At 71.0% G+C, this 20,909-nt stretch carries 19 protein-coding genes; 5 read left to right on the top strand and 14 right to left on the bottom strand.

All coding sequences use genetic code 11. The features are described 5' to 3' along the window. Positions 1–2 precede the first annotated feature (2 nt). The 4 genes from ACIGXX_RS08585 to ACIGXX_RS08570 all read right to left on the bottom strand — a co-directional run bounded on the left by ACIGXX_RS08585 (position 3) and on the right by ACIGXX_RS08570 (position 4,893). Positions 3–806, bottom strand: a complete 804-nt coding sequence (locus ACIGXX_RS08585; protein ID WP_399973904.1) for an alpha/beta fold hydrolase — start codon at positions 804–806, stop codon at positions 3–5. A 79-nt stretch (positions 807–885) separates the two neighbouring features. After that, a complete protein-coding gene (locus tag ACIGXX_RS08580) occupies positions 886–1,365 on the bottom strand; it encodes a hypothetical protein (RefSeq protein ID WP_399973900.1) in 480 nt (159 codons plus the stop codon). A gap of 78 nt (positions 1,366–1,443) precedes the next feature. Next, entirely contained in the window at positions 1,444–2,901 is a 1,458-nt protein-coding gene (locus ACIGXX_RS08575; RefSeq protein WP_351161122.1) for an amino acid permease, read from the bottom strand. A 180-nt stretch (positions 2,902–3,081) separates the two neighbouring features. Next, positions 3,082–4,893: an AMP-dependent synthetase/ligase gene (locus tag ACIGXX_RS08570; protein ID WP_351161119.1), complete on the bottom strand. Its 1,812-nt coding sequence runs from the start codon at positions 4,891–4,893 to the stop codon at positions 3,082–3,084. Positions 4,894–5,031: 138 nt separating this feature from the next. Between ACIGXX_RS08570 and ACIGXX_RS08565 the strand changes: the two genes are divergently transcribed. Further along, positions 5,032–5,766 carry a MerR family transcriptional regulator gene (locus tag ACIGXX_RS08565; protein ID WP_351161686.1) on the top strand — a complete coding sequence of 245 codons (735 nt, stop codon included), beginning with the start codon at positions 5,032–5,034 and terminating at the stop codon, positions 5,764–5,766. 25 nt (positions 5,767–5,791) lie between these two features. Here ACIGXX_RS08565 and ACIGXX_RS08560 read toward each other — a convergent pair whose 3' ends face one another. The 6 genes from ACIGXX_RS08560 to ACIGXX_RS08535 form a co-directional block, all read right to left on the bottom strand. Then, a complete protein-coding gene (locus tag ACIGXX_RS08560) occupies positions 5,792–7,963 on the bottom strand; it encodes a 3-hydroxyacyl-CoA dehydrogenase NAD-binding domain-containing protein (protein WP_351161116.1) in 2,172 nt (723 codons plus the stop codon). 251 nt (positions 7,964–8,214) lie between these two features. Further along, positions 8,215–9,429 (bottom strand): acetyl-CoA C-acetyltransferase, encoded by a 1,215-nt coding sequence (locus ACIGXX_RS08555; RefSeq protein ID WP_351161115.1) that lies wholly within the window; start codon positions 9,427–9,429, stop codon positions 8,215–8,217. A 48-nt stretch (positions 9,430–9,477) separates the two neighbouring features. Beyond that, positions 9,478–10,620, bottom strand: a complete 1,143-nt coding sequence (locus tag ACIGXX_RS08550) for an acyl-CoA dehydrogenase family protein (protein ID WP_399973895.1) — start codon at positions 10,618–10,620, stop codon at positions 9,478–9,480. Between the two features lie 18 nt (positions 10,621–10,638). Further along, entirely contained in the window at positions 10,639–11,664 is a 1,026-nt protein-coding gene (locus ACIGXX_RS08545) for an LLM class F420-dependent oxidoreductase (protein ID WP_399973892.1), read from the bottom strand. After that, complete coding sequence (locus ACIGXX_RS08540; RefSeq protein WP_399973889.1) at positions 11,664–12,812, bottom strand: CaiB/BaiF CoA transferase family protein; 1,149 nt, start codon at positions 12,810–12,812, stop codon at positions 11,664–11,666. Before ACIGXX_RS08540 ends, ACIGXX_RS08545 begins: the two co-directional genes overlap by 1 nt. A gap of 103 nt (positions 12,813–12,915) precedes the next feature. Then, positions 12,916–13,302 (bottom strand): MmcQ/YjbR family DNA-binding protein, encoded by a 387-nt coding sequence (locus tag ACIGXX_RS08535; protein ID WP_351161104.1) that lies wholly within the window; start codon positions 13,300–13,302, stop codon positions 12,916–12,918. A gap of 84 nt (positions 13,303–13,386) precedes the next feature. Here ACIGXX_RS08535 and ACIGXX_RS08530 point away from each other — a divergent pair, with 84 nt between their 5' ends. Next, positions 13,387–14,598 (top strand): saccharopine dehydrogenase NADP-binding domain-containing protein, encoded by a 1,212-nt coding sequence (locus tag ACIGXX_RS08530; protein WP_351161102.1) that lies wholly within the window; start codon positions 13,387–13,389, stop codon positions 14,596–14,598. Here ACIGXX_RS08530 and ACIGXX_RS08525 read toward each other — a convergent pair. Both ACIGXX_RS08525 and ACIGXX_RS08520 read right to left on the bottom strand, forming a co-directional pair. Continuing rightward, entirely contained in the window at positions 14,570–15,298 is a 729-nt protein-coding gene (locus ACIGXX_RS08525; protein ID WP_351161100.1) for an endonuclease V, read from the bottom strand. The genes ACIGXX_RS08530 and ACIGXX_RS08525 overlap by 29 nt on opposite strands. A 121-nt stretch (positions 15,299–15,419) precedes the next feature. Next, positions 15,420–16,016, bottom strand: a complete 597-nt coding sequence (locus ACIGXX_RS08520; RefSeq protein ID WP_351161097.1) for a hypothetical protein — start codon at positions 16,014–16,016, stop codon at positions 15,420–15,422. Positions 16,017–16,231: 215 nt separating this feature from the next. Here ACIGXX_RS08520 and ACIGXX_RS08515 point away from each other — a divergent pair, with 215 nt between their 5' ends. Beyond that, a complete protein-coding gene (locus ACIGXX_RS08515) occupies positions 16,232–16,528 on the top strand; it encodes a YciI family protein (RefSeq protein WP_361461474.1) in 297 nt (98 codons plus the stop codon). 20 nt (positions 16,529–16,548) lie between these two features. Here ACIGXX_RS08515 and ACIGXX_RS08510 read toward each other — a convergent pair whose 3' ends face one another. After that, entirely contained in the window at positions 16,549–17,667 is a 1,119-nt protein-coding gene (locus ACIGXX_RS08510; RefSeq protein WP_399973884.1) for a WD40/YVTN/BNR-like repeat-containing protein, read from the bottom strand. A 171-nt stretch (positions 17,668–17,838) separates the two neighbouring features. Here ACIGXX_RS08510 and ACIGXX_RS08505 point away from each other — a divergent pair, with 171 nt between their 5' ends. Continuing rightward, complete coding sequence (locus ACIGXX_RS08505; RefSeq protein ID WP_351161090.1) at positions 17,839–18,255, top strand: SsgA family sporulation/cell division regulator; 417 nt, start codon at positions 17,839–17,841, stop codon at positions 18,253–18,255. A gap of 21 nt (positions 18,256–18,276) precedes the next feature. Here the strand turns inward: ACIGXX_RS08505 and ACIGXX_RS08500 are convergent, their stop codons facing one another. Further along, positions 18,277–18,957 (bottom strand): GPP34 family phosphoprotein, encoded by a 681-nt coding sequence (locus tag ACIGXX_RS08500; protein WP_399973880.1) that lies wholly within the window; start codon positions 18,955–18,957, stop codon positions 18,277–18,279. A 310-nt stretch (positions 18,958–19,267) separates the two neighbouring features. On the opposite strand from ACIGXX_RS08500, the gene ACIGXX_RS08495 reads away from it, so the two are divergent. Beyond that, entirely contained in the window at positions 19,268–20,899 is a 1,632-nt protein-coding gene (locus ACIGXX_RS08495) for an ABC-F family ATP-binding cassette domain-containing protein (RefSeq protein ID WP_399973877.1), read from the top strand. The last annotated feature ends 10 nt before the right edge of the window (positions 20,900–20,909 follow it).

Raw genomic sequence — 20,909 nt, 5'->3', positions numbered from 1 at the left:
CCCTAGCGCGCGGCCGCGTACGCTTCCCGGATGATGTCGACGACCGCGTCCGGCTCGCGCAGGGTCGGGAAGTGATCACTGTCCCGCAGCCGCACGAGGCGGCAGCCCGGGATGCGGGACGCCATCTCCTCGTTGCAGCGGACCACCTCGGGATCGTCCCGCTCCCCCAGGACCAGGACGCACGGCACGTCGAGCTCGCCGAGCCGGTCGAAGGCGGGCGGGTCGGGCACCTGGTGGGGGTGGACGGCGAACCAGGCCGGGATCACCGCCCTGATGAGCTCGTCCGCCTCGGGGTCGCTCCCGGTCCCCGCGGCGGCCGACGTGCGCTTCACCAGGGCCACGATGCCGTCCATGTCGCCCGCCTGGGCGAGCCGGCCGACCTCGGCCGTGAACGCCTCCATGACGAAGTCCGGGTTGCCGGTGATGCCGGGGACCAGCAGGGCGAGCCCCGCCACCCGGGCGGGGTCGCGCAGCGCGAGGCCGATGGCGGTGGCGCCGCCCATGCTCGATCCCGCGAGGAAGGCACGGGCGACGTCGAAGTGGTCGAGGACCGCGATCAGGTCGTCGACGAGCGAGAACGACGCGGTGGGGGCGGGCGACCTGCCGTATCCCCGCGCGTCGAAGCGGATGACCCTGCGCCCCTCCTCGAGGCGCGGCAGGATGCCGTCCCAGACCCGGGAGTCGCCGACTCCGGGGTGCAGCAGGACCAGCGGCAGCGCGTCACCGCCGGCGCCTGACGGGCCACCCGGTCCTCCCGAGTCCTCGGCCCAGACCTCGCCGTCCTTGACCGGCACCATGAGTTCCATGCACCGAGCGTGCCGTGACCCGGGCCGGGGCGCCAGACCGGTGGGCCGCACGGGCCCGGGCGGGACGCAAAGCGTCCCCTCAGCGGCCGGAACCCGTCGTCGCGGCGACCGGCTCGCCCACGATCCTGCCGGCCAGCTCGGAGGCCAACTCCGAGACGTGGGCCCGCAGTTCGGCATCCGCCGAGGCGCGCTGGGCCTCGATCCTGGCCTTGCCGCCCGCCAGCACCTCGTCGCGTTCGCGTACGCCGTCCTCGCGGGCGGCGGCGATCAGTGCGGCGCCTTCCTCGCGGGCCTGCTGGCGCACCTGCGCGGCCTCGCGACGGGCCTCGGCCAGGGTCGCCTCGCGCTCGGCGCGTATCCGCTCGGCCTCACGCCGCAGCTGCGCCGCAGGACCGCCGGTGACCCCTTCGAGGGTCGTGGCGCGCTCTTCGAGTACGCGGTTGACGCGCAGGATCATGCGCCTGACGAAGACGTAGAGGGAGCCGAACAGCACGGCTCCGACGACCAGATTCTCGACATCCGGATTGATCGGCCCCAGCGGCATCGGTATGAGCTGCATGGAGCCGATCTACCCGCTCAACCGTGCACAACAACGCACACCTGTACGAGAGTTGAGTGATTCCCGCCACGTACGCCGTTACTTCGTGAGGTTCGCCGCCTCGTGGTCCACCCTGCGGCGGATGCCGTACCAGCCGGCGACCAGGGCCGCCGCGATGACCGGGATGAGGTAGAGCGTCTTGCGGCCGATCTCCGGGTCCTTCCACATCAGGACGAGCACGGAGAGCAGGAAGACGATCGTGACGATCTCCGTGACCGGGCTGCCGGGAAGCCGGAAGCTGGGCCGGGTGATCACGCCCTCCTTGGCGCGGCGGACGAACGCCAGGTGGCAGACCATGATGATCACCCAGGTGCTGATGATGCCGAGGGACGCCACGTTCAGGACGATCTCGAAGGCCTGGCTCGGCATGAGGAAGTTCAGGCCGACGCCGAGCACACACACCGCGGAGGTGAGCAGGATGCCGCCGTAGGGCACCTGGCTCTTGTTCATCCTCGCGGTGAACTTCGGCGCCGAACCCGCCATCGCCATCGAGCGCAGGATGCGTCCCGTGGAGTACAGGCCCGAGTTCAGCGACGACAGTGCCGCCGTGAGGACGACCAGGTTCATCACGTCACCGGCCGCCGGGACGCCGATCTTGGAGAGGACCGTCACGAACGGGCTCTGGTCGGCCGAGTACACCGATCCCGGCAGGAGCAGCGCGAGCAGGACGACCGAGCCGACGTAGAAGAGACCCACCCGCCACATGATCGAGTTCACCGCGCGCGGGACGACCTTCTGCGGCTCGGCGGTCTCGCCCGCCGCGACGCCGACCAGCTCCAGCGATGCGTACGCGAAGACGACACCCTGCATGACGATCACGACCGGCATGATGCCGTTCGGCAGGAAGCCGCCGTTGTCGGTGATCACGCTCAGGCCCGGCGTCTGCCCGCCCACGTCGTGCTGGGTGACCAGCAGGAAGATGCCGATCAGCATGAAGGCGACCAGGGCCGCGACCTTGACGATCGCGAACCAGAACTCCATCTCGCCGAAGTACTTCACCGAGATCATGTTGATCACGAGGACGACGGCGAGGGCTATCAGCGCGAGCACCCACTGGGGGATGTCGGTGAAGAAGCTCCAGTAGTGCGTGTAGAGCGCGATGGCCGTGATGTCGGCGATGCCGGTGGTCGACCAGTTGAGGAAGTACATCCAGCCGGCGACGTAGGCGCCCTTCTCGCCGAGGAACTCACGCGCGTAACTGACGAACGAACCCGACGACGGCCGGTAGATGACCATCTCGCCGAGGGCACGCACGACGAAGAAGGCGAAGATGCCGCACACGAGGTACGCGACGGCGAGCGCGGGGCCCGCGGAGTGCAGGCGGCCGCCCGCACCGAGAAAGAGTCCAGTTCCGATCGCGCCACCGATGGCGATCATGTTGACGTGACGGGCCTTGAGGTCCTTGCTGTAACCGGCGTCGCCCGCGTCCGCGGGGGCCTGGGACGCATCTGTGCGGGATGCGTCCGCAGCGGCCGTGTCTACGGCTTCCTTGCTCACGTGGGGGGTCTACTCTCTGGTGCCCGGAAAACTCCGGTGTCCGGATGTGCTCCGGTCCACGACACCCCTGACGTGCGTGGACCGACGCGACACCTTCCCCCAGAGATCGCCCGGCATGCGGTGGCGCACGTCACATAGCGGCACTTCTCACATGGTGGGCAGGGGGTGTACACACAATGATCACGAGGTGTACAGGCTGTTGATGGCGTCCTCGTACTTCTCCCGGATGACCCGACGGCGCAGCTTCAGGGACGGGGTCAGCTCCCCGGTCTCCGGGCCCCACTCCTCCCCCAGGAGCCGGTAGCGCTTGATCTGCTCGGTGCGGTTCAGGCGCGCGTTGGCCGCCTCGACGGCCCGCGCGACCTCCTCGTGCACGGCCTCGCTCGCCATCAGGTCGCCCGTGATGCCGCGCGACGCGGCCCACACGGGCGCCATCTCGGTGTCCAGGACCAGCAGCGCCACCAGGTAGGAGCGGCCGTCGCCGTGGACGAGGGCCTGGCCGATGAGGGGGTGCTCCTTGAGGGTGTTCTCGACGAGCGCGGGCGAGACGTTCTTGCCCGTCGACGTGACGATCAGTTCCTTCTTGCGGTCGGTGAGCCACAGGAAGCCGTCCTCGTCGATCCGCCCGACGTCGCCGGTGGCGAACCAGCCGTCCGCGTCGCAGGCCGACTCGACACCGCCTTCGGGCAGGAGATAGCCGTCGAAGACCGTCGCGCCGCGCACCAGGATCTCGCCGTCGCCGTCGGTGCGGATCTCCAGGCCGTCCAGGGGCCTGCCCACCGAGCCGAGCCGGAAGGCGGCCGGGGTGTTGATGGTGACGACCCCGGTCGTCTCCGTCAGCCCCCACGCGTCCATGATCACGATGCCGAAGCCCGACCAGAAGCGCACCACGTCGAGCGGCATCGACGCCGCCGCGCTCGCGGTCCACACCAGGCGGTCGAACCCGGCCAGGGAGAGCAGCGGGTCGAGGACCTTCTCCTTGGCCTCGCGGTACGCCGTCTCCAGGTCGGCCGGCGGGTCCTCGCCGCGCTCGACGTACGCCAGGTGCGCACGGGTCGTCTCGTTCGCCGCCTCGATCGACTCCCGCTGTTCCCGCGGCAGCCCGGCGAGCACGGCCTTCACGGACGTGGCCAGCTTCTCCCACACGCGCGGGACCCCGAAGAACTGCGCGGGACGCAGCTCGCGCGCGGTCGCGGCGACGGCGGTCGGATCCGCGCACAGGTGCACGTGCGAGGCGCGGAACACCGGCAGGTAGATGCCCAGCATGCGCTCGGCGACGTGGGCGAAGGGGAGGTAGCTGATGTGCTCCACGAAGTCGGGGAGCTCGACGACGGCGTCCAGGGCGACGCCGTTGAGGACGACGTTGCGGTGCGTGATGCGGACGCCTTTGGGGTCGCCGGTGGTGCCCGAGGTGTAGACGACGGTCAGCGGGTCCTCGGACCGGGACTCGCGCCAGGCCTTGTCGAAGGCGTCCGGGTCGAACAGGCGGCTTCCCGTGGCGTGCAGGGAGCCGTACGTGCGGTGCGTGCCCGCGTCGGCCGCCTCGACGACCACCAGGCGCTCCAGCGGAGCCGTGGTGTCCGACAGGAGGGGCTCCCACCGGGCCAGCTCGTGGGCGCCCTCGACGATCGCGAAGCGGGCCCGGCTGTGCCGGGCGATGTGCGCGATCTGCTCGGGGGCCGATGTGCCGTACACGGTGATGGGCACGGCGCCCAGGTGCACGAGGGCGAGATCGCTCAGCCAGTGTTCGGGACGGTTGCCCATCATCATCAGGACGTGCTCGCCGCGCCGTACGCCGAGCGCCGCGTACCCGGCGGCCAGGACGGCGACCTTGCGGCGGGCCTCGCTCCAGGTCAGTGTCGTCCACTCCCCTTCGGGGGTGGTGCGCCAGGAGAGTGCGGGGCGGTCGCCGTGGTCCTCGGCGTTGCGGAGCAGCAGGGCGGGGAGCGTGATGTCGGTGGGTTCCCCGGGGAGTCGCAGGATCGTGGTCATGACCGCCTCCTGGCGTCATCGACGAAGCAAGTGACTGGGCGGGACGCTTTCACAACAGTGGTGAGACAGCAATACTGTTGCACCTGATCGGTGCACAACACCGGTGCACGACTGGGGAGGCGAAGCGCTGCCATGACGATGACGACGACGTCGGACACCGACGAGCCGACGCTCACGGTCGACGAACTGGCCGCACGCGCGGGTGTCACCGTCCGCACCATCCGCTTCTACAGCACCAAGGGCCTGCTGCCGCCGCCCGTGATCGGCCCGCGCCGGGTCGGGCACTACGGCCAGGAGCACCTGTCCCGGCTGGGGCTCATCGAGGAGTTGCAGCACCAGGGCATGACACTGGCCGCGATCGAGCGGTATCTGGAGCAGCTGCCGCCCGACCTGAGCGCCCACGACCTCGCCATCCACCGTGCGGTGGTGGCCTCCTGGGCCCCGGACTCGGCCGAGGACACCGACCGTGCGGAGCTGGAGCGCAGGGCGGGCCGGTCGCTGACCGACGCGGACCTGGACCGGCTCTCGGCGATGGGGGTCGTCGCGCCGACGGAGTTCCCGGGGGCCTACCGCGTCGACCCGGGGCTGCTGCGCCTGGGCGTGGAGCTGCTCGACGTACCCATCGCGCACGAGACGATCCTGGCGGCGCGCACGGTGCTGATGGAGCACACCCGCTCGGCCGCCGTCGAGCTGTCCCGGCTCTTCCGCGACGAGGTGTGGGGGCCCTACCGCGAGCGGGAGTCGGACCCCGAGCACGTGGCGGCGATGCGGTCCCTGTCGGCCCATATGCAGCCGATGGTGGTGCAGGCCCTGGTGACGGCGTTCCAGCGCTCCCTCAAGGAGGAGCTGCGGGAGTGGCTCAAGGAAGGCTGAGCCGCTCCCGCAGCGGGGCGACAGGTCAGGCGTCGCTGAACTTCTCGCCCTTGTCCGCCTTCTCGACAAGCAGCGCGGGCGGCGTGAACCGCTCCCCGTAGCGGTCGGCCAACTCGCGTGCGCGGGCCACGAATCCGGGCAGGCCGCCCTCGTAGCCGTTGATGTACTGGAGCACGCCGCCGGTCCAGCCGGGGAAGCCGATGCCGAAGATGGAGCCGATGTTGGCGTCCGCGACGGACGTCAGGACGCCCTCCTCCACCAGGCGCACGGTGTCCAGCGACTCGGAGAAGAGCATGCGCTCCTGCATGTCCTCGAACGGGATCTGGGTGCCCGGCTTGGTGAAGTGCTCGCGCAGGCCCGGCCACAGCCCCGCGCGCTTGCCGTCCACGTAGTCGTAGAAGCCCGCTCCGCCGCTCCGGCCCGGACGCTCGAACTCGTCGACCATGCGGTCGATGACGGAGTCCGAGGGGTGCCCGGCCCAGGTGCCGCCGGCCTCCTCGACGGCGCGCTTCGTCTCGTTGCGGATCTTGCGCGGCAGGGTGAGGGTCAGCTCGTCCATCAGGGAGAGGACCTTCGCCGGGTAGCCCGCCTGGGCCGCCGCCTGCTCGATCGACGCGGGCTCGATGCCCTCGCCGACCATCGCGACGCCTTCGTTGATGAAGTGCCCGATGACGCGCGAGGTGAAGAAGCCGCGCGAGTCGTTGACGACGATCGGCGTCTTGTTGATCTGGCGTACGAGGTCGAAGGCGCGCGCAAGGGCCTCGTCCCCGGTCCGCTCGCCCTTGATGATCTCGACGAGCGGCATCTTGTCGACGGGCGAGAAGAAGTGCAGGCCGATGAAGTCGACGGGGCGCGTGACGCCCTCGGCGAGCTGGGTGATCGGCAGCGTCGAGGTGTTGGAGCACAGCAGCGCGTCCGGCTCGATGACGTCCTGGATCTCCTGGAACACCTTGTGCTTGAGCGCCGTGTCCTCGAAGACGGCCTCGATCACGGCGTCGCAGCCCGCGAGGTCCTGCGGGTCGGCGGTCGGTGTGATGCGGGCGAGCAGCGCGTCGGCCTTCTCCTGGGTCGTACGGCCGCGCTGCACCGCCTTGGCGCACAGCTTCTCGGAGTACGCCTTGCCCTTGGCGGCGGCCTCGGCGGAGACGTCCTTGAGGACGACCTCGATGCCCGCGCGGGCACAGGAGTAGGCGATGCCCGCGCCCATCATCCCGGCGCCGAGCACGGCGGCCTTGCGGACCGGGCGTGCCTCGATGCCCTTGGGGCGGTTGGCGCCGGAGTTGACGGCCTGGAGGTCGAAGAAGAACGCCTGGATCATGTTCTTAGCGGTCTGGCCGGTGACCAGCTCGGTGAAGTAGCGCGCCTCGATGGTCAGCGCGGTCTCGAAGTCGACCTGCGAACCCTCGACGGCGGCCGCCAGGATGTTGCGCGGGGCCGGGTAGGGGGCGCCGTTGATCTGCTTCTTCAGGTTGGCCGGGAAGGCGGGCAGGTTCGCCGCGAACTTCGGGTTGGCCGGGGTACCGCCGGGGATGCGGTAGCCAGGCTTGTCCCAGGGCTGCGCGGACTCGGGGTTGGCGTCGATGAAGGCGCGGGCCTTCTCGATCATCTCCTCGCGGGTGGTGGCCACTTCGTGGACCAGGCCGTTCTCCAGGGCGCGCTTCGGGGAGTACTGGGTGCCCTGGAGCAGCACCTTCAGGAGCGCGTCCGCGATGCCCATCAGGCGCACGGTGCGGGTCACGCCGCCGCCCGCCGGGAGCAGGCCGAGGGTGACCTCGGGCAGGCCGATCTTGGAGCCGGGCGCGTCGAGCGCGACGCGGTGGTGGCTGGCCAGGGCGATCTCGTAGCCGCCGCCCAGGGCGGCGCCGTTGATCGCGGCGACGACGGGCTTGCCCAGGGTCTCGATGCGGCGCAGGGATGCCTTGATGGCGACGCCCGCCTCGAACGCGTCCCGCGCGTTCTCGGGGCCTGCCTGCATCATGTCCTTGAGGTCACCGCCCGCGAAGAAGGTCTTCTTGGCGGAGGTGTAGATGATGCCGCGGATGGAGTCCTTCTCGGCCTCCGCGCGTTCGGCGATCGCCGCGATGGAGTCCTTGAACCCCTGGTTCATGGTGTTCGCGGACTGGTTGGGGTCGTCGAGGACGAGGGTGAGGATGCCGGTGGCGTCCTGTTCCCAGCGGATAGTGGTGCTCTGCGTCATGATGCGCTCCGTGAAGTGTGAGTGGGCCCGGGCGGGATCCGGGGCGGGTAACTGAGGGGATGTGACCGGCTGACCGCCGGTGGGGGCTGGTCGCGCAGTTCCCCGCGCCCCTGGAGATGCGCACTGCGTGCGCCATCTCCAGGGCGCGTATCGGGGAAGGCTGCGCGCAGCGCATGCCTTCAGGGGCGCGGGGAACTGCGCGAGCAACCACGACGCACCCGCGGTCGGCGACGGCCCCAGCCCCAGCGGCGCTACACCCGTTCCACGATCGTGGCGATACCCATGCCCCCGCCCACGCAGAGGGTGGCCAAGCCGTACCGCAGGTCCCTGCGCTCCAGCTCGTCCACCAGCGTGCCCAGGATCATCGCCCCGGTCGCGCCCAGGGGATGGCCCAACGCGATCGCGCCGCCGTTGACGTTCACCTTGTCCAGCGAAAGCCCCATGTCCTTCACGAAGCGGAGCACCACCGCCGCGAAGGCCTCGTTGATCTCGACGAGGTCGATGTCGTCGATGGTCAGGCCCGCCTTGGCGAGCGCCTTGCGCGCGGCGGGCGCGGGACCGGTGAGCATGATGGTCGGCTCGGAGCCCGAGACCGCCGCGGAGACGATCCGGGCGCGCGGCGTGAGGCCGTAGCGCTCGCCGACCTCCTTGGTGCCGATGGCCACGAGCGCGGCGCCGTCCACGATGCCGGAGGAGTTGCCCGCGTGGTGGACGTGGTCGATCTTCTCGACCCAGTGGTACTTCTGCAGCGCGACGGCGTCGAAGCCGCCGAGGTCGCCGATGTCCTTGAAGGACGGCTTCAGCTTGGCGAGCGAGTCGGCGGTGGTGCCGGGACGCATGTACTCGTCGTGGTCCAGGACGACCAGGCCGCTGCGGTCCTTGACCGGTACGACGGACTTCTCGAAGCGGTTGTCCTTCCAGGCGGCCGCGGCACGCTCCTGGGACAGGGCCGCGTACTCGTCGACGTCGCGCCGCGAGTAGCCCTCGACGGTGGCGATCAGGTCGGCGCCGATGCCCTGCGGCACGAAGCCCGTCTCGTAGTTGGTCATCGGGTCGGCGAACCAGGCGCCGCCGTCCGAGGCCATCGGGACGCGCGACATCGACTCGACGCCGCCCGCCAGGACGAGGTCCTCCCAGCCCGAACGCACCTTCATCGCGGCCATGTTGACCGCTTCGAGGCCCGAGGCGCAGAAGCGGTTCTCCTGCACGCCCGCCACCGTGTCCGGCAGCCCGGCGGCGATGGCCGCGATGCGCGCGATGTCGGAGCCCTGGTCACCGACGGGGCCCACGACGCCGAGGACGATGTCGTCGACGGCCGCCGGGTCCAGGTCGGGGAACCGCGCCCGGATCTCGTGGATCAGGCCGACGACGAGGTCGATCGGCTTGGTGCCGTGCAGGGCGCCATTGGCCTTGCCGCGTCCGCGCGGGGTGCGGATCGCGTCGTATACGTACGCTTCGGTGGTCAAGACAGCAGCCTTTCGCAAAGAACTGTGCAGGTGAGGGTGGAGGAAGGCTCAGGCGAGCAGGGAGCGGCCGATGATCTCCTTCATGATCTCGGTCGTACCTCCGTAGATCGTCTGGATGCGGCCGTCGGTGAAGGCCTTGGCGACGCGGTATTCCGTCATGTAGCCGTATCCGCCGTGCAGTTGCAGACAGCGGTCGGCGACGCGTTTTTGCAGCTCGGTGGCCCACCACTTGGCCATCGACGCGTGCACGGCGTCGAGCTCCCCGTTCGAGTGATCCACGATGCAGCGGTCGAGGAACGTACGGGTGACGGCGCACTCGGTGGCCATCTCGGCGATCTCGAAGCGGATGTGCTGGAGCTTGGAGAGCGGGCGCCCGAAGGCCTCGCGCTCCTTGACGTACGTGGTGGTGATCTCCAGGAGGTGCTCGGCGGCGGCGATCCCCGCGACGGCGATGCCCATGCGCTCCTGCGCGAGGTTCGTCATCAGGTGGATGAAGGCGCCGTCGAGCTCGCCCAGGAGGTTCTCCTTGGGGACGCGTACGTCGTTGAAGAACAGCTCGGCGGTGTCCTGGGACTTCTGGCCGATCTTGTCGAGGTTGCGGCCCCGCTCGAAGCCGTCCATGCCGCGCTCGACGACCAGGAGGGACAGCCCCTTGGCGCCGCCCTCCGGCGATGTCTTGGCGACGACGACCACGAGGTCGGCCAGGATGCCGTTCGAGATGAACGTCTTGGAGCCGTTGAGCAGCCAGTGGTCGCCCTGGTCGGTGGCGGTGGTGCGGATGCCCTGGAGGTCGGAGCCCGCGCCCGGTTCGGTCATCGCGATGGCCGTGATGATCTCGCCGGAGCAGAAGCCGGGCAGCCAGCGCCGCTTCTGGTCGTCGGTGGCCAGGGAGGTCAGATACGGGCCGATGATGTCGTTGTGCAGGCCGAGCGCGAGCCCGGCCGCGCCCGCGCGGGTGAACTCCTCGGCCAGGACCGCGCTGTAGCGGAAGTCGGTGTTCCCGCCGCCTCCGAACTCCTCGGGCACGGCGAGTCCGAGCAGCCCCTGCTTGCCCGCGGCGCGCCAGGCGTCACGGCTGACGATGCCGTCCTTCTCCCACTCCTCGTAGTGGGAAAGCACCTCCTTGGCCAGGAAGGTGCGGACGGTCTCGCGGAACGCCTCGTGTTCGGCGGTAAAGATCTGTCGCTTCACGTACGGCCTCCTGGAGCCCTAGAGCCAGCCCTTGACGGTCTCGATCAATGTGGCCGGCTCGGGGCCGACGGGAATGACGTTGAGCATGTCGACGCCTGCCTCGCGGAAGGCCTCGACGCGCTCGCGGACGTAGCTCTCGGGGCCGCACAGCGACATGAGCTCGCAGAACTCGGCCGGGACGGCGGCCTCGGCCTCCTTCTTCTTGCCCGAGAGGTACAGCTCCTGGATGAGCTTGGCTTCCTTCTCGTAGCCGTACGCGACCGCGAGGTCGTTGTAGAAGTTCTTCCCCACAGCTCCCATGCCGCCTACGTAGAGGGCGATCTGGGGCCGGGCGAAATCCCGTACGGCGGCCGCGTCGTCACCGATGGCGAGCAGTCCTCCGGCGACCGTCTGCAACGGGCCGAGCGCCGGATCGCGCTTCTCCCTGCCCTCGGCGAGCGGTGCGCCCCACACCTGGTGGGCCTTCTCCGGGATGAACAGGGTGGGCAGCCAGCCGTCGGCGATCTCGGCGGTCATCCGGACGTTCGCGGGGCCCAGGGAAGCGACGTACAGCGGCACTTGCGAACGCACCGGCTTGATGAGGATCTTGAGCGGCTTGCCCAGCTTGCCGCCCTTCTCCTTCGGCAGCGGCATGTCCGTGATGCCGTGGTGGTCGATGACCTCGCGGCGCAGGATGCGGCGGGTCAGCTCGATGGCCTCGCGGGTGCGGGCCAGGGGCTTGTCGTACGGCTTTCCGTGCCAGCCCTCGACGACCTGCGGGCCCGAGGCGCCGAGCCCGATGATCGCCCGGCCCCCGGAGATCGCGTCGAGTCCGGCGGCGGTCTGGGCGATGAGCGCGGGGGTGCGCGAGTAGACGTTGAGGATCGCCGCGCCGATCTTCATACGCTCGGTGCGCGCGGCCAGGTAGCCCATGATGGTGGGCGAGTCGAAGCCGTACGCCTCCGCCACCCAGACGGCGTCCAGACCGGCGGACTCCAGGGCCGCGACGTCGTCGGCGGCCTGGCGCGGGTCGCCCGCGTAGGCGAGAGGTGCGGAGAGTTGCATCAGTCGTCTTCCTTCGTGGGTGTGCCCCGCAGGGCCGGTACGTCCCAGTCGCGGGCCACGTCCTCGGTGTCCGCGCCCGGCTGGGCGGGGCCGCTGCGGACGTGGGTCGGGGTCGTGGAGAAGCGGGGGGCGGGAGCGGGCTGGGTGATGCCGCCGTGGTCGACGAAGGTGCCGCGGGCGGCGAGGTGCGGGTGATCGGGGGCCTCGGAGAGCGAGAGCACGGGCGCGACGCACGCGTCGGAGCCTTCGAAGACGGCCGTCCACTCCTCGCGCGTGCGGGCCTTGAAGCGGGCGGCGACCGCCTCGCGCAGCTCGCCCCAGCGGGCCAGGTCCTTGCGCGCGGGCGCCTCGTCCGCCAGGCCGAGCAGGGCGATGAACTCGTCGTAGAACTGCTGCTCAAGGGCGCCGACGGCCATGTAACCGCCGTCGGCGGTCTCGTAGTTGCCGTAGAAGGGGCAGCCGCCGTCCAGGAGGTTGGCGCCGCGCCGGTCCTGCCAGCCGCCGGCCGCGAGCATGCCGTGGATCATCGACGTGAGGTGGGCGGTGCCGTCGACGATCGCGGCGTCCACGACCTGCCCCGTGCCGTGCTCGCGGGCGTGGTGCAGGGCCGCGAGGATGCCGACGACGAGGTAGAGCGAGCCGCCCGCGTAGTCGCCGACGAGGTTCGCGGGGACGGTGGGCGGCTCTCCCGGATTGCCGATCATGCCGAGGGTGCCGGTGATGGCGATGTACGCGATGTCGTGCCCGGCGCGCTGGGCGAGCGGGCCCTCCTGCCCCCAGCCGGTCATCCGTCCGTAGACGAGCTTCGGGTTGCGGGCGTGAGCGGCGCCCGGCCCGACGCCGAGGCGCTCGGCGACGCCGGGGCGGTAGCCCTCGATGAGCACGTCGGCGCGGTCGACCAGGTCGAGGACGCGGTCCGCGCCGTCCGCCGCCTTGAGGTCGACGATCACGGAGCGTTTGTTGCGGTTGGTGACGTCGTACTCGGGATTGATCGCGAGGCCGCCGCCGCCCGGCCGGTCGACGCGTACGACGTCGGCGCCCAGGTCGGCGAGGAGCATGGCCGCGAACGGGCCGGGCCCGACGCCCGCCAGCTCGACCACACGCACCCCGGCGAGCGGTCCGTGAACACCCTTGTCCGGCACTGCCATTGAGCCCCCAGCGCTATGACACAACTGATGTAACACCAGTGATGCTAAGAACGTGTTCCACTCAACACAAGACCCTAGCAAGCAAGCGCTTAGACAAATCGGGTCACGTGGAGCGGGTGTCCAGTTCCGCGACCAGCTTCTTCGTGGCGATCGTGCGGTAGCTCTCCTCGACCCAGTCGCAGAGCAGGTCGGCGGCCGGGGCGCCCTTCTCCTCCAGCGGGACGCGCACCCAGCCGGCCTTGCCCAGGCCGTAGCCCGCGGGCTCCGCGCCCGGCGCCGTCAGGGCATGGGCGTGCGCCGCCTCGTCCGTGAGCTTGACGGTGATGCCCAGTGGGTAGCTTCCGTCGTCCGTTCCGAGGAAGACGAACACCTTCTTGTTGACCTTGGCGACGCTCTCGCCCCACGGGAACTCCTCGACGGCGCCCGGCATCCCGAGCGCGAAGTCGCGCACCCGTTCCCACTTCGTCAGGGCACTCTTCAGGACAGCCATGGGGTACCTCCTGGTAACAACGCCGACTCCTCACGCTAGCCTCGGCCACCGACATCGGCGCGGGGTGCACGGCAGAGAGGTGCCATGACCAGTCAGAACGGCAACGGCAAGGAGCGTGCGGCGGACCGCACGTACGACATCGTCCTCTTCGGAGCCACCGGTTTCGTCGGCGTGCTGACCGCGGAGTACCTCGCCGCGCACGCGCCCGACGGGCTGCGCTGGGCGATCGCGGGGCGTGACACCGGCAAGCTGGAGCGGCTGCGGGAGACGCTCACCGAGGCCCACCCGGCCTGCGCGGAACTCCCCCTCGTCCGCGCGGACGTGGCGGACCCGGCGTCCCTGCGGGAGATGGCCGGGCAGGCGCGCGTGGTCGCCACCACCGTGGGCCCCTATCTCGCGTACGGCCAGGAGCTCGTCGCCGCGTGCGCGGAGGCGGGCACGGACTACGTGGACCTCACCGGGGAGCCGGAGTTCGTCGACCTCATGTACGTGCGGCACGACGCCCGCGCACGGGAGACGGGCGCCCGGCTCGTGCACTCCTGCGGCTTCGACTCGGTGCCGCACGACCTGGGCGCGTACTTCACGGTGCGCCGGCTCCCGGAGGGGGTGCCGCTGCGCGTCGACGGGTTCGTGCGCAGCAACGCGACGTTCTCCGGCGGCACGTTCGCCTCCGCGCTCGCCCAGTTCGCGCGCGGCCCGCAGATGCTGTCCGCCGCGCGGGACCGGCGACGGCACGAGCCGCGCCTGGTGGGCCGCAAGGCGTACGCACCGCCGGGCGCGCCCCGCTACGACGGCGAGGTCGGCGCCTGGGCCCTGCCCCTGCCGACGATCGACCCGCAGGTCGTGCAGCGCTCGGCGCGGGCCCTCGAACGCTACGGGCCCGACTTCCGCTACCGGCACTACGCGGCCGTCAAGACCCTGCCCTTCGCGGTGGGCGGCGCGGCGGCCGTCAGCACCCTGGTGGCCGCGGCGCAACTGCCGCCCGCGCGGCGGTGGTTGTCCTCGCGGCTCAAGCCGGGCGAGGGGCCCAGCGAGCGGCGGCGCGCGGAGAGCTGGTTCTCCGTGCGGTTCGTCGGCGAGGGCGGCGGCAAGCGGGTGTTCACGGAGGTCTCGGGCGGCGATCCGGGGTACGACGAGACGGCGAAGATGCTGGCGGAGGCGGCGCTGTGCCTGGCCCTTGACGACGATCTGCCGGACGTGGCGGGGCAGCTGACCACCGCCGTGGCGATGGGCGACGCGCTGACCGCCCGGCTGACGGCGGCGGGGCTCAGGTTCCGGGTGGCGGCGTCGCGCTAGCGATCGCCTCGCGCAGGGCCGCGCGGCACAGGGCGTCCGCGCGCCGCGTCGACTCCGGGAGGCGGTAGCGCGGCGTCAGGGCGAGCGTGTGGGCGCAGGCGTTGTCCAGGCTCACGCGGTGGCCCACGGAGACGAAGACCGGTTTGACGTCCTCGCGGGTGCGCAGGGCGCGGCCGACTTCCTCGGTCCCGTCGAGGAGGGGGGCCGCGCTGCCCCGAGGCGCGCCGGGAGCCTCGTACGTGAACGTGAAGGGGTTCTTGGCCACGCCGATCGTGGGCAGGCCGGTGAGGACGCCGAGGTGGCTGGCCAGGCCGAACCCGCGGGGGTGCGCGATGCCGTAGCCGTCGCAGACGACGAGGCCCGGGGCGGCTTCGAGCTCCCCCAGGGCGGCGAGGACGGCGGGAATCTCGCGGAAGGCGAGCAGGCCCGGCACGTACGGGAAGGCCACGCGGCCCACCGCGGTGGCCTCCTCGACGACGTCGAGCGTCGCGGCGTCCAGGACGACGACCGCGGCGGCGACGAGGTCGCGCTCGTCGTCGTAGGCGACGTCGACCCCCGTGACGTGTCCCGTGCCCGGCCGCGGTCCCACTTCGTCGAGCACGACGCGGGTGCGGAGTCCGTCCTGGACGGCGCGGGCGGCCTGTTCGTCGGTGGGCCAGTCGGCGGGGATGTGCGCGAGGGCGGCGGCGTGGGTCGTCATGGTGCGGTCAAGACTAGGTCTTGCCTCGCCCCGGGCCGGAGTCGGCCCGTGAACGGGAGAGAGCGGGCAGGGAGCGGCCGAACACGGGGGCGGGCTGAGCTCGACCCGCCCCCGCCGTGCGCTACTTGGCCGCGAACTTCCAGGTGAACGGCTCGCCGTCCTCCTCGGACCAGTGGATCTCCAGGTCCTTGGCGTCCTTGGGGACCAGGTACGTGTCGCACAGGACGTGGCTCTCGCCCTGCTTCCAGCCCTCGATGTCCAGGGCGTCCTCGCAGCCCGGCGCGTCGTCGGCGGCGCCGATGACCAGGGTGCCGCGCCGGCCGTCCGCCCAGATGGTCGTGCCGTCGTTGGCGTCCGGGGTCTCGGTGAGGGGCGCGCCGGACTTGTGCGTGTACTTCACGTACGAGATGGCCGGGACCAGGCCCTTGGCCTTCTTGGGGTCCGACACCATCTTCTTGGTGTCGGCCTCCGTGCCCAGGTCCACCTTCTGCGCGGTGATCTCGTAGGTGACGTCGGCGTCGCCCTCCTTCACCTTGCCGGTGGCGCTCTCGCCCGCCCCCATCTCGCCCCCGGACTCGGGCGACGGCTTCGCGCTGGCCTTGGCCTTGGGCTTCTCGTCCGCGGAACCCGACGCCTTGTCGTCGTTGCATCCGGTCAGCGCGAGGGCGAGCACGGCCACGGGTGCGGCAACGCGCAAAGCGGTCTTCCTGTACAGCAAAGTGAACTCCCGGCAGAAATGGACCGGCCGCGCACCACGAAGTCAGCTCATGGACCGGCCGGTTGAGCGGTCAGCATAGGAGTCGACTACACGCCGGGTCGAGGCGCTTTCACACCGTGCACACAAGGTGAGTTCACACTTGCTACGGATACGGGATAAAGCGAACGCACCTGCCCGCGGCCACGCCGGCGACGCGCGGCGGTAGCCTCGCGATCATGTTCGTTCTCGAATTGACCTACACCGCGCCCGTGTCCGCCGTCGACAAGGAGCTGGAGGCCCACGTCGCCTGGCTCGACCAGCTGTACGCGCAGGGCGTCTTCATCGCCTCCGGGCGCAAGAATCCGCGCGACGGCGGCGTGATCCTCGCCGTCGCCGACGACCGTGCGGCGATCGAGGAGATCGCGGCGAGCGACCCGTTCGTGGTCGCCGAGGTCTGCGAGTACCGCATCACCGAGTTCATCGCCACGAAGACGGCCCCGGAACTCGCCCCCTACCGGCAGGAACTGCCCTAGCCCTGCCGGCCGCAGCAGCGCTAGCCCCGCTCCCAGCGCGCGATCCGGCCCTTCTCGCCGGACGCCCAGCAGGCCCGGTCGCGCGTGCAGTCCACGGTGTCGTACGACCCCGTGTCGATCGTCCGCCAGCTGCGCCCGCCGTCCGCCGTGACGTCCGTGCCGGTCGGCCCGACCGCGAGGGCGCCCCGGCGGCTCCCGGGCAGCCAGGCCACCCCGGAGCGGTAGGCGGGCGGCGGCGCGGCGGACGTGGTCCAGCTGCGGCCGCCGTCGCCGGTGGTGGCCGCGGCCTTCGGCGACGGCTGGCCTGCGCGGTAGTCGCCGCCGACCGCGATGCCGTGCGTACGGTCGCGGAAGGCGAGGCCGAAGACGCCGCGGGCCGGGTCGCCCGCCGGGATCGGGGCGTCGGTGGCGCTCCAGGTGCGGCCGCGGTCGGCGGAGTGCAGCACCCGCGCACGCGCCGCTCCGCCGGTGGCCAGCCACACGTCGCGGGGGCCGGAGCTCACCAGGCACTGGCCGCTCGCCGCGAAGCCCGACTCGCCCTCCTGGGCGGCGGGCATGCCCTTGTCGGGCAGGACCTTCCAGGAGCGGCCGCCGTCGGCGGTGGACAGGATGCGGTACTTGCCGTTCACCGGGTCGCTCATCGCCAGGCCGTGGCGGCGGTCGAAGAACGTCATGCAGTCGTAGAAGGCCTTGGGGTCGGTGTTGCGGAAGGACTCCGTCCAGGTCGCTCCGCCGTCCGCCGTGCGGAAGACCCGCGAGGCCTCGCCCTCCCCGATGGCCAGGACCACCGCGCGGCGGCCGTCGAAGGCCTCGATGTCGCGGAACTCCAGCTCCCCCGCTCCGGGCGGGGAGACGTCGCGCCAGCTGTCGCCGCCGTCCGACGTGCGCAGCACGGTGCCCTTCGCGCCGGCCACCCAGGCGGTGTCCCGGCTGACGGCGGCGAGACCGCGGAAGCGGGCGTCGGTGCCGCTGTCCTTGAGGTCCCAGCCGCCGTGCTGCGGCTGACCCGCCGGGGCGGGCGCCGCCTGGGCGAGCCCTGGCAGGGCAAGGGCCGTCGCGGCGAGAGCCGCCCCGCACAGCCCCACCGACACCGCACGACCCACCGACCGCGACCGTCTCGTCTTCCCCAAGGACTTCATGGCGGGCGAAGTTACCACCGGAACGCAGGATTCCTTCCGGAATTCCTGTGAAGACGGTGAAGAGCACGCGGTGACCGAGGTCACTCGGTGTTCGCGTGCACGGATTCCGTCATTCCGACGTCTATCCAAGTGCCGACCCGAGTCGTCCAGCTGTAGTTGAGGGAGCAGGCGTTGTCCAACACCATCGAGCAAGCCGTAGAGGCCCGCCTCGTCGCAGCCGCGCCGCGGATGCAGACCATTCCCGCGACGCTGCACTACGACCAGGGCGATCCGTTCGCCGTCCGGATGAGCTTCCCCGCCCCGGCCACCCTTGAGGGCGTCGAGGTCTACTGGACCTTCGCCCGCGAGCTGCTCTCCCAGGGCATGGAGCAGGCGGTGGGCGACGGCGACGTCCGCGTGCGGCCGTACGGCTTCGACCGCACGGTCGTGGAGTTCCACGCCCCCGAGGGCACGGCCATCGTCCACATCCGCACGGGCGAGCTGCGCCGCTTCCTGCACCGCTCCCTGACCCTGGTGCCCACGGGCGACGAGCATCTGCACGTCGACCTGGACCAGGACCTCGCCGACCTGATGCGGGACGCCTGCTGAACCGGCGCCATCGCCGGTCCCTCAGCCGCCCCCGCCGCTCGACCTCGCCGCCTCCGCGTACGAGACCGCCGACGCCAGCGCCTTGCGCAGCCCCCGCATCAGCTCGGGGAGCTCCGGGGACGGGGCCCCGCTGCGGTCGGTCAGCGCGTCGAGGCGGTCCTTGTACTGCCTGCGGTCCTTGCCCGAGATGATGCCGCGCAGCTTGCCCGTCGCCGCGCACACCACCAGGGCCGCGTCGCCCGCGGGGACCTCGGACACCGGCACCGGACCGCGCAGCACCGCCAGCGCCTCGGCGTGCAGGACCTCGACGTAACCGGCGCGCTCGAGCTCGTACCGCCGGGAGGGGAAGACCCCGAGGATGCGGGTGCGCTCCATCCGCAGATAGCCCTCCGCCGCCAGCTGGTCGCGCACCGCGTCCTGCGTGGCGTGGGACTTGTGGGTGATCCAGCCGCTCCATTTGCGGGGCCGGGACTCCTCGACGAGTTCGAGGACCGAGTCGAGCGCCGGATCTCCCGTGCGCGCGCCGAAGACCGGCGTGACGATGCCGCCCGCATCCGAGACGAGTCCCCGCTGGGCCAGCTCCGCGAGCGCGCAGGCCCGCACCGCGTAGTGCAGGTCGGGGGCGCCGGCGATCCTGTTCCGGCCGGTGTCCCAGGCCAGCAGGAAGATCCGGGTCGGCAGTGAGAGCGAGCCAAAAGGCATCGGGCCTCCTTGTTCGCGGTCACGATAAATCGTTGACAGCAATCGGGTCGCACCCTACGGTGTATAACGGTTCTGTTGTCGCCGATAGGAGTAGGACGTTGCTCGTCTGAGGTCTGGAGTCACCGCGTCACACGGCTCGGCCGTGTGCGTAGCGTGCGACCTCGGCGTTCGAGCCGTCCCCCGGCGCAGGGCCCATTTTTCCGCCCTCGCCTCCTGACGACGCTGCTTCCGCCCGATCCGTCGCGCCTCGCGGTGCCCCCGAAACGCGTGCCCCTGACCGCGCTTCATCTCACGCAACCGCGAGGACCCCATGTCTACTTCCCCCACCTCCATCACGTGCACCTCCCTCGACTTCACCTGGCCGGACGGCACCGGCGTCTTCGACGGGCTCCAGGCCGCCTTCGGGACCGGCAGGACCGGACTCATCGGCGTCAACGGATCAGGGAAATCAACCCTGTTGAAGCTCATCGCCGGTGAACTCGCGCCGAGCGACGGCGCCGTGCGCGTCGCGGGCGACATCGGATATCTGCCACAGAACGTCACCCTCGACACCGGTCTGCGCGTCGACGAGGTGCTCGGCATCGCCGCGACGCGCGCCGCCCTGCACGCCATCGAGGCGGGCGACGTGGCCGAGGAGCACTTCACCGCGGTCGGTGACGACTGGGACGTCGAGGAGCGCGCCGTCGCGACCCTCGATCAGCTGGGCCTTGGCCACATCGGCCTGGACCGCACCACCGGCGAGGTGTCGGGCGGCGAGTCGGTGCTGCTGCGCCTGGCCGCGCTGCTGCTGCGCCGCCCCGACGTGCTCCTGCTCGACGAACCCACCAACAACCTCGACCTGTACGCCCGGCGGCGCCTGTACGCGGCCGTCGACGCCTGGTCCGGGGTCCTGGTCGTGGTCAGCCACGACCGTGAACTCCTGGACCTGGTCGACCAGATCGCCGACCTGCGGGACGGCGAGGTCAAGTGGTACGGAGGCAACTTCACCGCGTACGAGGAGGCACTGGCCGCCGAACAGGAGGCGGCGGAGCGCATGGTGCGCGTCGCCGAGTCGGACCTGAAGAAGCAGAAGCGCGAACTGGCCGACGCCCAGGTCAAGTTGGCCCGCCGCAAGCGGTACGGCCAGAAGATGTGGGACACCAAGCGCGAGCCCAAGGTCATCATGAGCGAACGCAAGCGCCAGGCCCAGGTGTCGGCGGGCAAGCACCGCATCATGCACGAGGAGAAACTCAGCGAGGCGAAGGAGCGCCTCGACGACGCCGTCGACGCGGTGCGGGACGACGACGAGATCCGGGTCGACCTGCCGCACACCGCGGTCCCGCCGGGCCGCACCGTACTCACCCTGCGCGAGCTCTCGCTGCGCTACGGAGCGCGCGTGCGGGGCGAGTTCGAGCTGCGCGGCCCCGAACGGATCGCGCTGGTCGGCCGCAACGGCGCGGGCAAGACCACGCTCCTGCGCACCATCGCCGGAGAGCTGGAAGCCGTGGAGGGCGAGGCGTGGGCGCACGTCCCGCTGCGTTTCCTGCCACAGCGGCTCGACGTGCTCGACGACGAACTGACCGTGGCCGAGAACGTGGCGCGCTTCGCCCCCGACGCCACCAACAACAGGATCCGGGCCCGCCTGGCCCGCTTCCTGTTCAAGGGGGCGCGGGCCGACCAGCGCGCGGCGACCCTCTCGGGCGGCGAGCGGTTCCGGGCCGCGCTGGCCGCGCTGCTGCTCGCGGAGCCCGCGCCGCAGCTCCTGATGCTGGACGAGCCGACGAACAACCTCGACATGGCGAGCGTGAAACAGCTGGCCACGGCCCTGGAGTCGTACGAGGGAGCGCTGATCGTGGCCAGTCACGACGTGCCGTTCCTGGAGTCGATCGGCATCACGCGCTGGCTGCTGCTGGACGGCGAAATGAAGGAAATCCCGACAGAAGGTGTCGGGTATTTTGGCTAGCTTCGGGTGT

This window comes from Streptomyces sp. NPDC055243, from assembly GCF_044544025.1.
GTDB lineage: Bacteria > Actinomycetota > Actinomycetes > Streptomycetales > Streptomycetaceae > Streptomyces.
The sequence above is the reverse complement of the archived record's forward strand: the minus strand, read 5'-3'. Positions and strand labels throughout refer to the sequence as shown.

Excerpts from the sequence above, each read along its gene's own strand:
- ACIGXX_RS08530 (WP_351161102.1), top strand. The coding sequence starts at position 13,387 with ATGACCAGTCAGAACGGCAACGGCAAGGAGCGTGCGGCGGACCGCACG.
- ACIGXX_RS08545 (WP_399973892.1), bottom strand. The coding sequence starts at position 11,664 with ATGCAACTCTCCGCACCTCTCGCCTACGCGGGCGACCCGCGCCAGGCC.
- ACIGXX_RS08510 (WP_399973884.1), bottom strand. The coding sequence starts at position 17,667 with ATGAAGTCCTTGGGGAAGACGAGACGGTCGCGGTCGGTGGGTCGTGCG.
- ACIGXX_RS08565 (WP_351161686.1), top strand. The coding sequence starts at position 5,032 with ATGACGACGACGTCGGACACCGACGAGCCGACGCTCACGGTCGACGAA.
- ACIGXX_RS08560 (WP_351161116.1), bottom strand. The coding sequence starts at position 7,963 with ATGACGCAGAGCACCACTATCCGCTGGGAACAGGACGCCACCGGCATC.
- ACIGXX_RS08580 (WP_399973900.1), bottom strand. The coding sequence starts at position 1,365 with ATGCAGCTCATACCGATGCCGCTGGGGCCGATCAATCCGGATGTCGAG.
- ACIGXX_RS08540 (WP_399973889.1), bottom strand. The coding sequence starts at position 12,812 with ATGGCAGTGCCGGACAAGGGTGTTCACGGACCGCTCGCCGGGGTGCGT.
- ACIGXX_RS08570 (WP_351161119.1), bottom strand. The coding sequence starts at position 4,893 with ATGACCACGATCCTGCGACTCCCCGGGGAACCCACCGACATCACGCTC.
- ACIGXX_RS08585 (WP_399973904.1), bottom strand. The coding sequence starts at position 806 with ATGGAACTCATGGTGCCGGTCAAGGACGGCGAGGTCTGGGCCGAGGAC.
- ACIGXX_RS08515 (WP_361461474.1), top strand. The coding sequence starts at position 16,232 with ATGTTCGTTCTCGAATTGACCTACACCGCGCCCGTGTCCGCCGTCGAC.
- ACIGXX_RS08535 (WP_351161104.1), bottom strand. The coding sequence starts at position 13,302 with ATGGCTGTCCTGAAGAGTGCCCTGACGAAGTGGGAACGGGTGCGCGAC.
- ACIGXX_RS08525 (WP_351161100.1), bottom strand. The coding sequence starts at position 15,298 with ATGACGACCCACGCCGCCGCCCTCGCGCACATCCCCGCCGACTGGCCC.
- ACIGXX_RS08495 (WP_399973877.1), top strand. The coding sequence starts at position 19,268 with ATGTCTACTTCCCCCACCTCCATCACGTGCACCTCCCTCGACTTCACC.
- ACIGXX_RS08500 (WP_399973880.1), bottom strand. The coding sequence starts at position 18,957 with ATGCCTTTTGGCTCGCTCTCACTGCCGACCCGGATCTTCCTGCTGGCC.